The 14,278-nt window shown below is 37.9% G+C and carries 14 protein-coding genes; 3 read left to right on the top strand and 11 right to left on the bottom strand.

From position 1 onward, the window contains the following. Positions 1 to 4 precede the first annotated feature (4 nt). The 3 genes from LN736_RS02955 to LN736_RS02945 all read right to left on the bottom strand — a co-directional run bounded on the left by LN736_RS02955 (position 5) and on the right by LN736_RS02945 (position 1,968). Positions 5 to 745, bottom strand: a complete 741-nt coding sequence (locus tag LN736_RS02955) for an AIR synthase related protein (RefSeq protein WP_229980804.1) — start codon at positions 743 to 745, stop codon at positions 5 to 7. Beyond that, the gene (locus tag LN736_RS02950; protein ID WP_150356592.1) at positions 736 to 1,221 is read right to left on the bottom strand and encodes an ECF transporter S component; all 486 of its coding nucleotides are present in this window, start codon (positions 1,219 to 1,221) and stop codon (positions 736 to 738) included. Before LN736_RS02950 ends, LN736_RS02955 begins: the two co-directional genes overlap by 10 nt. 84 nt (positions 1,222 to 1,305) lie before the next feature. Continuing rightward, positions 1,306 to 1,968, bottom strand: a complete 663-nt coding sequence (locus LN736_RS02945) for a LysM peptidoglycan-binding domain-containing protein (RefSeq protein ID WP_229980802.1) — start codon at positions 1,966 to 1,968, stop codon at positions 1,306 to 1,308. A gap of 170 nt (positions 1,969 to 2,138) precedes the next feature. Here LN736_RS02945 and LN736_RS02940 point away from each other — a divergent pair, with 170 nt between their 5' ends. From LN736_RS02940 to bioB, 3 genes are all read left to right on the top strand, one after another. Next, positions 2,139 to 2,666: an RNA polymerase sigma factor gene (locus LN736_RS02940; protein WP_229980800.1), complete on the top strand. Its 528-nt coding sequence runs from the start codon at positions 2,139 to 2,141 to the stop codon at positions 2,664 to 2,666. A 19-nt stretch (positions 2,667 to 2,685) separates the two neighbouring features. Then, complete coding sequence (locus tag LN736_RS02935) at positions 2,686 to 4,350, top strand: LolA family protein (RefSeq protein WP_229980798.1); 1,665 nt, start codon at positions 2,686 to 2,688, stop codon at positions 4,348 to 4,350. Between the two features lie 244 nt (positions 4,351 to 4,594). After that, on the top strand, positions 4,595 to 5,581 hold the full coding sequence (bioB, locus tag LN736_RS02930; RefSeq protein ID WP_229980796.1) for a biotin synthase BioB: 987 nt from the start codon (positions 4,595 to 4,597) through the stop codon (positions 5,579 to 5,581). Between the two features lie 121 nt (positions 5,582 to 5,702). Here bioB and LN736_RS02925 read toward each other — a convergent pair whose 3' ends face one another. The 8 genes from LN736_RS02925 to LN736_RS02890 all read right to left on the bottom strand — a co-directional run bounded on the left by LN736_RS02925 (position 5,703) and on the right by LN736_RS02890 (position 14,176). After that, entirely contained in the window at positions 5,703 to 6,002 is a 300-nt protein-coding gene (locus LN736_RS02925) for an AtuA-related protein (protein WP_229980793.1), read from the bottom strand. Between the two features lie 2 nt (positions 6,003 to 6,004). Further along, the gene (locus tag LN736_RS02920; protein WP_229980791.1) at positions 6,005 to 7,360 is read right to left on the bottom strand and encodes an acyclic terpene utilization AtuA family protein; all 1,356 of its coding nucleotides are present in this window, start codon (positions 7,358 to 7,360) and stop codon (positions 6,005 to 6,007) included. 116 nt (positions 7,361 to 7,476) lie between these two features. Beyond that, complete coding sequence (locus LN736_RS02915; protein ID WP_150356599.1) at positions 7,477 to 8,844, bottom strand: tripartite tricarboxylate transporter permease; 1,368 nt, start codon at positions 8,842 to 8,844, stop codon at positions 7,477 to 7,479. Positions 8,845 to 8,864: 20 nt separating this feature from the next. Further along, on the bottom strand, positions 8,865 to 9,278 hold the full coding sequence (locus LN736_RS02910; RefSeq protein WP_150356600.1) for a hypothetical protein: 414 nt from the start codon (positions 9,276 to 9,278) through the stop codon (positions 8,865 to 8,867). 126 nt (positions 9,279 to 9,404) lie between these two features. Further along, positions 9,405 to 10,667, bottom strand: a complete 1,263-nt coding sequence (locus tag LN736_RS02905) for a hydroxymethylglutaryl-CoA reductase, degradative (protein ID WP_150356601.1) — start codon at positions 10,665 to 10,667, stop codon at positions 9,405 to 9,407. A gap of 63 nt (positions 10,668 to 10,730) precedes the next feature. Next, on the bottom strand, positions 10,731 to 11,051 hold the full coding sequence (locus tag LN736_RS02900) for an AtuA-related protein (protein ID WP_150356602.1): 321 nt from the start codon (positions 11,049 to 11,051) through the stop codon (positions 10,731 to 10,733). Continuing rightward, positions 11,052 to 12,425, bottom strand: a complete 1,374-nt coding sequence (locus LN736_RS02895) for an acyclic terpene utilization AtuA family protein (protein WP_150356603.1) — start codon at positions 12,423 to 12,425, stop codon at positions 11,052 to 11,054. Between the two features lie 188 nt (positions 12,426 to 12,613). Beyond that, positions 12,614 to 14,176, bottom strand: coding sequence for a sigma-54 interaction domain-containing protein (locus LN736_RS02890; protein WP_150356604.1), 1,563 nt, complete (start codon positions 14,174 to 14,176; stop codon positions 12,614 to 12,616). Between the last annotated feature and the right edge of the window lie 102 nt (positions 14,177 to 14,278).

Below are 14,278 nucleotides of genomic sequence, written 5' to 3'. Positions count from 1 at the left end.
ACCCCTAAAACAAATATCCTACGATATGCGTTTCCTGTATATTCTTCAATATATCTTTTGCACCTCTACTGTCCACTGCCGCAATCACTGAAGTCTCCGGTCCTCCTGACTTTTTAACATCTACACCACAGTCTTTTTTCATATGGTACTTTAAATTATTGCACAATGCAAGCTGCTCAGCCTCATAGGCTATTCCCCTGGATCCTACTGGAACCATTTCATATACAAAATCATTCTGCAATAACCTATACACCGTTTCATAATTGATTATTTCCCTATCACCATTTAAATTTACCTCATCTCCCACTTTCGGCATACCTATGCATATTATCACCGCTTCCCCCTTTACATTATTTACTTTTAAATCCTCAGAAGCCGCCAAACCCACTGCAGTTACCCCAAGACCTGTAGAAATAGTAGTAAAATTTTCTTCTGTGCTGCCTGTCAAGATCACATCTCTAAATCCTGCATATTTTATCTCTTCTTTTATCCCTTTAATTATCTCCACTCCCGTATTATCCATCTCATTGCAAATAGTATTTGTAATGGTGACGACTTGTGCCCCTGAACAGATCACTTCCAGCAGAACTACTCTGGCAGTATACCTTCCCACATAAAAAGGTGGTACTTTAAATACATCTCCCTTTTTAATTCCAATACCCCCGCAGCTGTCACAGGCTATGACCATAGTCCTAATTTCATCCAATTTTATCAAACTCAAATCCCTTATCTTCTTTATTTCCATCGTTTTATACTTCCCGGTAAAAATTTATATACGACATGTGCTATTAAAATATTCAGTGCAGCCGCCAGTATTAACAGCGGAAGCATGGCCAGAACAGCTTTTCCCATTATAGGTATGAGCATAAATACGGATAACGGGCCGTTAATCAAAATTCCAACTACCCCCGATAATATTATTGCCATTATTTCTTTGGATCTGGAAAAAATTTTATATACTATTCCGAATAAAAACATGGTAAGTGCCATATCTACCATGACTATGATATGTATTGGCAGGCTAAGCGGAAAGCCGCTGACAGCTGCCGTCAATAGATGCCCGATTGCACCTATTACCGCTCCATACAAAGGCCCCATAATCAATGTGCCCAGAAATCCTGCAGTAGAATCAAAAGCTATACTTCCAGCAATTTTTATATTGGCACCTATAAAACTCAATGCTATAAAAAGTGCCAGTACAACCAATTTTTTTGTTTTCATAATTTTATCATCCCCTTTCTTCCATTATAAGTGAATTAGGGAAAAAATGCACTGGTTTTAATTGGCCAATGCATCAATTTCATATTAAGTTACAGGTACTCTATACCCAAAAGAATGCCATACTCCAAAATTATCCTTTACATTTATGCCTCTCTGACCTCCTGAAGCCGCATCAGCATAATAAGGATAATTTTTACCTTCCGTATAATGCCCCACATAGTCACCAGAAATATTTACAGGTACCGCATCAAAACGTATTTGACCACTGTTCACCATAATCACAGAAGTTGTCTGAGTGGAATCCCCATAATTTGATTCATGGGTTTGCTGGACACTGCTTTCAGGTATCAGCATATCAATATCTTCCTGCATTGCTGTTACAGTTTCCCCGCAATTTGGGGATCCTCCATTTCCCGACGGTATGCATAGACGCTGGCCTACCCGCAGATAATTTGGATCAACACCTGGATTCGCATCTAAAATGCTTTCTACACTTACATTGTATTCCCGGGCAATTTTATATAGAGTATCCCCAGGGCGAATTATTCTTGGAGTATAGTTTGGCAAACAAGCTGGTATACATATAATTTGACCTACCCGCAGGTAGTACGGATTTATTCCCGGATTCGCCGCAAGTATCCTCTCAAGGCTCACTTCCAATCTCTGTGAAATATTGTATAAAGTATCACCCGGCTGTATAGTATAAGGATAATGATTTGCAGAACACTGCCTATAATAATTATACATTATAAAAAATTTTTCCTTTACAATTAATCCGGGGACTTCCCTGTTTCAATTTATCCAGAAGACCCCTTCCCATATATACTATGAAATAAAATAACAAAATGTAACTTTTATATCCTTTCTAACGTCATTATTATTGTAAACATGTAACCATGAGAGGGGGACTTCATCTTATGAAGGAGGGTGAAAAGAACATTAAAGCAGAGGACATATCATATATTGAAAAAATGTGTGCGGATACCTGGAAATCATTATACCGTTTTATATATTTTAAAGTTCAGAATCGCGAAGAAGCTGAAGATATTACCCAGGAAACCTACTGTAAGGCTATTTTATATATGAAAAAAAGCAATGTGAGGATAGATAAATCCATGGGCTTTTTAAAAACCGTTTCATTAAATATATTGAGAGATAGGTGGCGTAAAAGCAAACGTCAAGGTAAAACAGTCAATTTTGACGATATAAATCCGGAAATGACAGCAATAGAAGATTACACAGAAAATATAGCACAGCGTGAAATTATACAAAATGCATTAAAAATTTTAAATAAAGATCAACGTACTGTCATTGAACTCAGGATATTAAAAGGATGCTCGGTAGCTGACACTGCCAGACTGATGAATAAAAAAGAAAGCACTATCAGAGTCATGCAATACAGGTCATTACAAGCCCTTAACAAAATTATAAAGGAAAAACATTGAGTATTGGAGGTGTGTATCCATGAATGAAAACGAAAAAAAGTTGTCAGATTATATTGACAGTTTAAATAAAGAAAAAAAACCTAGAGAACACGAAAATATGACTGAAGCACCTGAAATGGAAGAACTTTTTAAAACCGTAAGGTTGGTACGCAGTTTAAAGGAACCAAGTCTTCCAGAAGATGAATATGGGGAAAAATTGGCTGAAGCTGCAGGTAATAGGCTTTTATATATAAAGAATTCAAGGAAAAAAAGGAAAAAGTGGCTTCTGACAATAGCTTCTGCTGCAGCTGTTTCATTAATAATCATTTTGAATCTTACACTGCCTTTTGGCAGGAACAATATGACCTATGCAATGGAAAAAGCTTTCGAAGAGGTAAAAGCATATCATGGATTCCTTGAGATCGTAGAAATCAATGGAGCTGGAAAATCCATCATGCAGTCAAAAATGGAAGTATGGGCTGACAGGGAAGGAAGATATTACGTTAAAGGACTGGATGGCCCGCAAAAAAATTTGATTACTGTAAATAACGGCCAGAACAAATGGCAGATACAGCCTGAACAAAAGGAAGTGAATATATTTTCTGCTTTTCCCGATTCCTACAGCTTTACATTTGAAATAGGAAAAGAAATAGATGATGTGAAAAACGCACTCAAGACTAAAATAATAGGTGATGGCACCATTTCTGGAAGATCTGCCACTATAATGGAAGTAACCCCTCAAGGAGGAAGCCCATATAAAATATGGGTGGATAAGGATACTAAAATGCCGCTTCAAAAACAGACTTCCATGGAAAATTCCATTCAATACAAAATGTATTATACAAGTATCGGTTTTACAAATAGTATTCCTAAAAAACTTTTATCCTATACTTTACCAGAAGGCTTCAAAGAAATAGATACAAATTCACAGCAAATTGTAGGAAGCCTGGAGGATGCCAAAAAAATTACAGGTTTTACACCTAAAGTTCCTAAAAATATACCTGCATCATTTACCCAGGATAATATAACAGTAGCCAGCGATTCCAAAGTTGTTAAGATACTTTATATTTCAATGGACAATAAAAATAAAGTTGAAATTCTGCAGAAGAAATCCTCAAGTGAATTCAAGCCAGTATCCACTGCAGTTATTGGAAGGATAAACAACAGTGCAGCAGAAATTCAGTCACCAGTACAAAATGAAGTGGGCATTCTACAGGGTATAGACTCATACGCAGGTTCAACAGATATAAATTCGGTTAGGTGGCAGCTTAATGGCTTTGAATATGCCGTAGTTGGGAATTCGTCTTTAGAAGAATTGAAATTATTCATAAAGGGCCTTACCAACGGCATAGTGGACTTACCTTCATCAAAAAGAGGGAATTTAGCTAAACCTGAAGTAAAAGTTCCCGTAGATTTAAAAATAGAACAGGCAGAACAAAAAAATGCTGATAGAGGACATTCTCCATGGAAATTAGATCCTGTTTTCACATCCCAGGTTTTTGTAAGCCTTAAGATTTCACCTGAAGGCATTCAGGGTGATTATCCCATTAAATATGAAGAATTAAACGTACTAAAAAACACTGGGATAGATGCAGTAGTAGAGGTTGGTGGGAAAAATACCCCTATAAGAAAAGTATATCTAAAGAAACTTATAAGACAGGACAGTACTGGAATATGGACTGTAGTGGGATATGATCCAACTTAAATTTGCGTAAATCCTGATGTCATTCACCAGGATTTACACTTTTTATTTTAACAAAAAACTTAGTGACGGCAAAGTTAATACTATGAGCAATTAGTTATTAGTGTGTCCATCCAACCTATGTCTATACCTTTGCCAAATTTAATATTCAAAATATCTTGATATATTTTTTGTGTATTGCTATAATTATATTGTTAACCTTTATATAAAATTGAGTTCACAATAAACTGTATAAGGAGATATCTTTATGGATGAATTATGGAATGAAATACTGGAAATAGGTCAGAGGATCTTAAATGGAGGAAATATCACCAGGAAAGAAGCTGAAGCTCTGGGGAAATCCAAAGAAAGTGATATATTTTTGCTGTGCAGCTTTGCCAATAAAATAAGGGAAAAATTCAACGGAAGTGACGTGGATCTGTGCTCTGTGATAAATGCAAAATCAGGCAGCTGTCCTGAGGACTGCGCATTTTGTGCCCAATCCGCCCATCACCATACAAATGCAAAATGTTACCCACTTATAGATGAGGATAAAATTGTTGAAACCGCAATAAAACGTGAGAAGGCAGGTGCCAGGCACTGCGATATATGTACAAGCGGCCTGGGATATACCGGAAAAGAAAAGAATTTTAAGATCATATTAAACGCCTTTAGAAGGATGAAAGCAAATACCAATTTAAAGCTGTGCGCCTGTCTTGGAACTCTCACCATGGATGCAGCACAGCAGCTGGCAGATGCAGGCGTTGAACGCTACAACCACAACCTTGAGACAGCAAGAAGCTTTTTTCCTAAAATTGTTTCAACTCATGGATACGGCGAGAGAATTGATACAATACGCTATGCAAAAAAGGCCGGCATGGAAGTGTGCTCAGGAATGATCATAGGCCTCGGAGAAACCATAGAACAGCGCATTGAGCACGCATTCCTGCTAAAGGAACTGAATGTGGATGCAGTGCCTTTAAACGTATTGAACCCAGTTAAAGGCACAAGGCTCGAAAATGCAAGGCCCCTTCCTCCGCTGGAAATAATAAAAACTTTTGCCATAATGAGATTTATATTCCCTGATAAAAATTTAAGATTTGCAGGAGGAAGAGAAAAAAATCTCAAGAGTCTCCAACCTCTTGGATTTATTGCCGGCATAAACGGCATGCTGATAGGTGACTATCTGACTACAAGCGGGCAGGAGGTAAACAAGGATTTTCAAATGCTCAATGACCTGAATTTAACATATTGATGCAGCTAACGGAAAAGTGAAGAGTTAAAAATTAATAGTCTTACTAGATTTTCAGTATTTACTAAAAATCCTCATTTACTTTTAACTTTTCACTTCTCATTTTTAGCTTACCTCATCTAAATCATATATCCATGTCCAGTAAAACCGAACTCAAGCACTTTCCATGAGTATCCAGGGACAGTGACCTTGTAACCCCTCCGCCAAGAGCATCATACATGACAAAATTAAGGGCACAGATTTTGGGCAGTTCATATCTTATAACTTCTCCTTTTACTGTATCCCTAAACCAATTTTTTACTCTTTTGGCAGTGACAATTTTTTTAATCAGTTCATAATCATCATCCCTATAGGCTATAAGTGATATATTTGAAATATTTCCCTTGTCTCCCGTCCGTGAATGTGCAATATCCCTTAATTTCATTTCTATACCTCCTCATAGATCACTTTCGTGATTATATCTTTGTCAGGTACAAATATAGATGCAATTGACACTACATCCCTTGTATACTTTCTTGCTCCCCCTCCTCCTGAGGGTCCATTGGTATATAGGGCCTCAACTTCATTTCCTATCGTTTCCGCATCTTCTCTATTCAATGTTCTTGCTGCCACTCTGAGCCTTACTTCCTTAAAATCCGCTTTATTATCATTTAATATACTGCTTAAATGATTCCCATAAAGAGAGTTTACTCCTATAAAATCAATTTTCAATTCTTTTACAGGCAAATTTATATATTCAAGCCTCTTTTTTACTATTTCTCCAGCCAATCTGGCTCTGCCATAGGCTCCTGATCCCCCATAGCTTATTTCACCTTCTCCTATATAGCAATCTTTATAACCTATACTCACCTTGAATAAACCGGTTTTCTCTTTTCCACTTGCACCTTTTACTAAAACTTTATTTTTTTCAATTTCTTTCACAGTTACTTCTGAAAAATCTGCTATTACATCCGGTGTAAAATAATTTGATGGATCGTGAATCTCATACACAATCTGTTCTTTGCAGGTATGTTCAGTAACCATTCCCCCTGAATTCTCAAGCTTTGTTATGATTATATCACCATTTTCAGTTACTTCTGCTATTGGAAATCCCAAATTCCACAGCTTTGGTACATCCTTGTATCCAGGATCTGCAAAATAACCTCCTGTTATCTGACCTGCACATTCTAAAAGATGCCCTACTAAGATACCTTTACCAAGTATTTCATAATCACTTTTGCTCCAACCGAACTCAAACATCAACGGTGCCAAAGTCAATGAAGGATCCGCCGTTCTTCCAGTTACTACAATATGTGCTCCATTATTTAAAGCTTCTATTATACCCTCTACTCCCGTATATACATTTGCTGAAATTATCTGTGATTTTATAGAGCTCAATTTTTTACTATTTTCAAGTATTTCACAATTCATATACTTGTCCACCCGATCCAAAATATCATCTCCCAGCACTGCTGCTACCTTCATTCCCCTTATTCCCATATCCCATGCAATTTCTTTTATGACTCTAATTGCAGCTGCAGGATTTGCAGAGCCCATGTTTGTTATTACCTTTACTCCCTTTTCAACACATAAAGGCAGTATTTTCCTCATACGGCACTCAAGAAACTCATTATACCCTTTATCCCCGTCAAGCAACTTCTGCTGCTGGTTAATTGCTATGGTCCTCTCCGCCAGACATTCAAATACAATATAATCTATATTTCCATTTTCCATAATTTCCAGGGCAGGTTCTATTCTATCTCCCGCAAATCCTGCACCTGAACCTATTCTTATTTTTTTCATATCACAATAACCTCCGCGAGACAATTTTTTAAAAAGACTGCTTCAAATTTTACCCTGAGCAGTCTTCTCCATAAGAAATTTTTTTAGGCAAACTCCATAGCCTAAGAATTTCTTTATTAAATTCCGAAAAGTTTAAGCACCATCCAGCTGGATGCATAATAAGTCATGTACTGCACTCCGGTATGTACACCGAAGAACCTGTTTAATATACCTCCAAAGATACCGATTGTAATTGAAATTCCGACTCCTACAAGACCAGCTTCATAAAAAGATAAAACCGTTATCAATCCTACAAACATGCAGATTATAGCTTCCTGACTGACATTTCTTAAAACCCATGCACTTGCCGTTCTGGCATAATTCATAGATAATGGATAAGCTATGATGTAAGCTGTTATAATTCCTACCAGTCCATATAATGCAAATTGTCCCGGTGTCAACAGATTATGCAAATTGTGAACAGGCTGACTTGAAAACACAGGAGGGGCATTGAACAGTGGACCTGCCGGTCCAAGTCCTACCGGGCTAAGCGGTATTCCAAAAGCTATTAGTGGGATCAATGTCTCAGCTACATAAGTTGCTTCAGTTACAGCATTCATCACACTCAGACAGGTTGTCAGACGCTGGTATAAACTCTTTACTTTAGATGCCACTACTTCTCCAATCATTACTGTCATGCCTACAGGACTGAATGTAAAAGTAAGAGCAGAAATGCCGGCTCCCGCACAGGTATATGCAGCTTGTCTACGTGTTAGTATTTTAAGTGGATTAGGGAAATAACCCTTCCATGTCTTGAGTTCAGGAGCCAGCCAGAATTCTCTTGGTGAACTTTTAAGAATTGAACCATGGGTCACTGGTGATAAAAGAGTAATTATATCGGCAAACATGGGTCCGATGGCAATCCCGAGAAAGATTCCTATGGAAATACTTTGATGACCGGCACTGGCCAATTTAATAACACCCTGTAGAAATACGGCAAAAGGTATAAGCACAAATACACTGGCCCATTTACCTTTAGATGTATAAGCTATTATAATTGCCGCAATTGTAAAAATAACAGGTGCCCAAACTTCTACTATATGGGAAAATGGAGCAAGTAATGTGGCAAATCCAACTGAAATAGGCAGTGCAATAATCGCTCCAATAATTGCCCCGGAAATCATCTTGCGGAGGGCAACATGGGGAACTCCCAATCGCCTTAAAACATTTGCATATTCCAGAAGCGGAACGGCCATGGTATCTCCAGGCACACCCATTAAAGCTGTTGGAATGGCATGAGTCATATGTTTGGAAACGGCTCCACCGATAAAAAATGAAAATATACCTACAGGCGGAAATCCAAGTAAAATGATCAACAGCGTTATTGGCGCAACTGTGGCAGTTTCATCAGTTCCAGATATAAGTCCTATAAATGAGAAGATCACGCTGCCAAGAAGTGCACTTCCAACACCCCATAGTACATTGTGCAAAAGCAATGCATTCATAGTTTATCATCTCCTTTTCTTCATTTATTTTCTTTTTCTCCAGCAAATAGTTCATACAACTGGAGGCTTTTCATTTCTTCTATAACCTCATCTTCTACTGTCTTCAACTCTTCTCTTTCTTTATCCAGATCTATGTCGAGCTCTTTTAACACCAAATTCCGGTCTTCTTCAGAAAAATTTTTTTCCTGAAGGATACGTTTTGGCTTAAATAATTTAGCCGATATAAATGCACTTAGTAGAGAAGATAACATACCAATCAACAGTGCATAAGCTTTACACAGTTTCAATGGCGTTTGCGGAAAATGTACTTGAATAAAACTCAGGCTTAAGATAAAACATGGTAAACTAATAGCTATGCCAATAATAATTGCAAAAAAGAGATGTCTAACATTTACTGTATCGCCCCATATATCTGCATAAATTTTCTTTTCCATAAAATTAACCTCCATAATTAAATTGATAATGTTATTTTCTTGTATAAGTAAATATTCATTTACTTATACAAGATAGCTAATGCTAAGAGCTTAAATGCTAGAGACAAATTATATCAAGTGATATTTTTACTTAGAATATTTCTTCATAAGCTCCTGGGCATATTCCAGTCTTACGTTCTTTTCTTCAACCATCTTCTTTACAATCTTTTCAAGAATTTCACCTTTTGCACCTGCGACAGAAGCTATATTTCTGGCATGAAGAGACATATGACCTCTTTGGATACCCTCTGTAGCCAAAGCCTTGATAGCTGCAAGATTCTGTGCCAATCCCACTGAAGCAATGATTTCTCCAAGCTCTACAGCATTTTTGACACCCAGCATCTTCACTGCAACTTTGGCTGTAGGGTGAATTTTCGTAGCACCTCCTACAAGACCAACTGCCATGGGGATTTCAATTGTGCCCACAAGATCTCCATTTTCATTCTTCTCCCAAGTTGTAAGGGATGTATACCTTCCTGAACGTGAGGCATAAGCATGGGCACCTGACTCTATTGCCCTTGTATCATTACCAGTAGCTGTTACCACAGGGATAATTCCATTCATAATCCCCTTGTTATGGGTAGCTGCCCTATACGGATCTGCTGCAGCAAAGGCATATGCGGTTATTATCTTGTCAACAACTTCTTCTCCACCTAAAGTCTCTTTTTTAATTGTCACCCTCGAACGAACAAGTCTGTGTACCGCCAGGTTAGACAAAATTCTCAAATATACCTTGCCTCCTGTAATTTTTTCAATAAAAGGTGCAACAGTTTCGGCCATTGTATTGACGGCATTTGCACCCATGGCATCCAGGGTGTTGACTTCAAGGTGAACAACAAGCATTTCCCCTACGCTGGATTGAATAACCCTGACTTCAATATCCCGAACACCGCCTCCGAATTTAACCAAGACAGGATCCTTGGAATCACAGATTTCAATTATTTTATCCTTATTCTCGTAAATCTTCATTTTCGCATAATTTGGATCCGCCACATCAATAACCTGAATCTGGGCAATCATAATGGAGCCTGTATTGCTTGCAAAAAAGCCTCCAGTCTCCCTGGCCATCTTAGCTGCATTACTGGCAGCAGCAACCACAGAAGGTTCTTCAATTACCATAGGTATAACATAGTCCTTACCGTTTATGATAAAATTAAGGGCAACTCCCATGGGAAGCTGAAAAGTGCCAATTACATTTTCAATCATATGATCTGCTTTATCTATATCAAGTGCACCTGGCTCTCTTATAATCTTTTGCTCCTCTTCTGAAATTCCCGTAAATTCACTTACTTCCTTAAGCCTTTCCTCTGGTGAAAGTTTGTAAAACCCCGAATAACTGCTTGTTTTCATTTTCCCCATCCTTTCAAATCCAATGATAATTTACTTATCTTTTATCAGCCGTCTGCTTACAGATTACTCCTCTGTATCAATCTTCATCCTCATAAAGGCAGAACCCATTGATTTCCCAAGAGAGTCCAACCTTATGGAAAGAGTTGCCCCTCCACCCAGTGCATGTTTCATCACAAAATTAAATCCCTTTAGAGTATCCACATCATACCTTACAATTTCTCCTTTTACCATATCCCCAAAATGTTCTTTTACCTTTTCTACCGTCAGGACCCTTTTCAAAAACTCATAGTCTTTGGGATCACGGGCAAATACACATACATTGCTTGTATCACCTTTATCCCCAGATCTTCCATGAGCCAGCTCCTTCAAATATACCTGAGCCATTTACTTCACCTCCAAAATATTTGACGTCAATTTCACTACATCTCTTGGGACAAGTGTAGGCCATAGGCCTATAACTTCCCTAACTTTAGCTCTTCCTCCAAAAAAGCTTGCTCCTGGAGGGCCATTTAGCTGCAGTGGAGAAATTTCAGGAATTATTTTATAGGCCTCCGATTTATCCAAAGTGCGTATGGCAATTCTTAAAACCACTTCATTCATATTTTTAACCAGTTCAGGATCCATGTTTGCAACATTTAAATGAAGTGCATTGAGTCCTAGATAATCTATTCTTATTTCCTCTGATTTTAAATTTTTGCGTTTCATCTTCTTCATCAGTATTTCTGCTGCATATTTTGCTTTTTCATAGGCATCCGGCCAAGCAAAGCTCAAATAGGTTTCCACTTTATAGCCTGCATGATATCCAACACACAACTTTAACTGGTCAGGACGTTTTTTGCCTTTTATTCCTGCGACTTCAACTCTGTTGTCACCATCCTGAGTAAGAGTGGCTTGGCTGATGTCAACTGTAACATCCGGAGTAATGTAATTGGCAGGATCATGCACCTCATACAAAAACTGTTCTTTACAGGACTGTTCACAAACAATACCACCGCAGTCAGGTGCTTTTGTTATATGAAGTTTATCCTCTGTAATTTCTGCAATAGGAAATCCCAGTTCATCCATCCTCGGGACTCCACGCCAGTCATAATCATAGTTACCCCCGGAACCCTGCCCTCCACACTCAAGTAAATGCCCAACCATTATGCCTCTCGCAAGGTTGTCATAATCATCCTCAGCCCAGCCAAATTCATACATGAGCGGTGAGAGAAATAGAGCCGAATCCGCAGCCCTTCCTGTAACTACTATGTCAGCCCCCTGCTCCAGGCACCCTACAATGGGTTCATGACCATGATATACATTTACATTTAAAATTTTGTCCACAATATCGCGGAAGTCCCCCCCATTGTCCATATTTTTAAACTCAACACCCTGGGCAAGCAATTCAGGTATTTGTGATTTAAGATCATCTCCCAGCACATACCCAATCTTATAACCTGACATCTTCTGTTCTTTTGCAATTTCTTCAATTTTTTTTACACAGCCAAGAATATTCATTCCGCCAGCATTGGATATGATTCTGACGTTTTTTTCAAAGCTCTCTCTTCCAATTTCTCCTATCAGATTCACAAAATCCCTTGCATACCCTGCTTCCGGATTTTTGTTCTTCTGTCTTTGCATAATGGAAAGAGTTAGCTCTGCAAGATAATCACACCCCATATAATCAAGATTACCTCTCTTGACCATATGTATGGCAGCATCATTGCTATCACCCCAAAATCCCTGTCCACCACCGATACGTATTTTTTTCTTATCCATTCTGATACCTCCTTCTGCTTCGTACCATATTCAATGAGCAAGCATTATGCCAATATTTTTATTATAGTAGAAATGAGGTAGTTTAAAGGTTTTCACTTTCAACGTGAAAACCTTTTTAAATATCAGTGACAATCTTGCCACAGTTTGTATAAAAATCAGTGTTTACTTTTAGCCCTACATGTTTACTTTTAGACACTGACAATTTTGTATTCCTTTAATTTACGATAAAAAGTTCTGCGGCTGAGTCCCAACAGCCGCATGGCTTTACTTCTATTGCCATTACTTTCTGAAAGAACATCTGTAATCATCTTTTTTTCAAAACTCTTTACCGCTTCCTTTAAAGTACCATGGGTGTATTCAGATCTATTTCTCTCTTCTGTAATTTCCCCAATGGATTCTTTGATGTGGGGAGGAAGATAAACAACATCAAAGCAATCATCCAGACACATAATCACGGCATATTCAATACAGTTGCACATTTCACGAACATTGCCCGGCCAGCTGTAGGAATAGAAAAACGAGTGTACCCTTTGAGAAAAAAATACCTGCTTTCCATACTTCTTGTTGTACTTTTGCAGAAAATGATTTGCCAGCAATCCCACATCTTCACCCCGTTCTCTCAGCGGAGGCACTTTAATCTCCACAATATTCAACCTATAGTAAAGATCTCTCCTGAATTTTTTCTCCCTTACCATTCTTTCAAGGGGCTGGTTTGTTGCAGCAATCAACCTGACATTTACAGGCACATTTTTCTGTCTTCCAATTTTCTCTATCTCTCCCTCCTGCAGTACCCTCAAAAGCTTTGCCTGCATTGCCATGGGCATGTCACCTATTTCATCTAGAAACAGAGTTCCACCATTGGCCAGCTCAAATTTTCCCATCTTTCCTCCAGATTTTGCACCTGTAAAGGAGCCCTCCTCGTATCCAAAAAGTTCACTTTCGATTAAACTTTCAGGAACAGCTGCACAGTTTACAATTATCATTGGTTGAGATTTTCTCTCACTATTTGAATGTATGAGCTTCGCAATCAATTCCTTTCCAGTTCCATTTTCGCCTTCTATCAATACAGACGCTTCTGTCTTCGCCACAATCAATGCCTGTGAAACGGTTTTTAAAAAATTTGAGCTTTCTCCAATAATCTCTAGTTTCAACAATTTATTTTGCGCTTCAATCTGCTCTTTAAAGCGCAAAACAGCTTTATTTGCCTCCTCTACTTTTCTTCCCAATTTTACAATTTCAGTTGCATCTGTAAAAATCGACACAACCGCTTTCAGTTCTCCATCCTGTTCAATAGGATATATGTGCACTGAAACATATTTATCCAATGTCTTTATATACTGCTTATCTTTAATAATAGGTATTTTTGTCCTAAGTACATTCAATATCTCCGCTCCTGGCTCTACCTTCCGCATCTGTTTTCCTATAATTTTACTTATTGGAACTCCAAGGATTTTCGTATAGGCATCATTTATATAAAAAATTCTTCCTTCTGCATCAATTGCAATAACTCCCTCTTGAAATTTATCTACAATATTACTTATTATATTGGTATTTGTGCTGTTGATAAGATATCTAAACAAATCCCTGTCTATTTCTCCCACCTTATTGTCAGCATCATCTATTACTTCATAAGCTGAATTATCCCATAAGGCATGAGCAACATTTACGCTGTATATACAACAATTTTTATTTATACCATCTTTTATGCGCTTTTTCCCATTCCAGGGCACCATAATATCCTTTATCCTCATTTTTATCCCCTTTCAACAAAATAATAATTCACTATCGTAATAAACATATCTCCTGATAATAGTATATCCCGCCAACAGTACTATCTTCAAATACTAATTTGT

This window comes from Clostridium aromativorans (assembly GCF_020908015.1).
Taxonomy (GTDB): domain Bacteria; phylum Bacillota; class Clostridia; order Clostridiales; family Clostridiaceae; genus Clostridium_B; species Clostridium_B aromativorans.
This window is presented reverse-complemented; position numbering and strand designations above follow the sequence as displayed.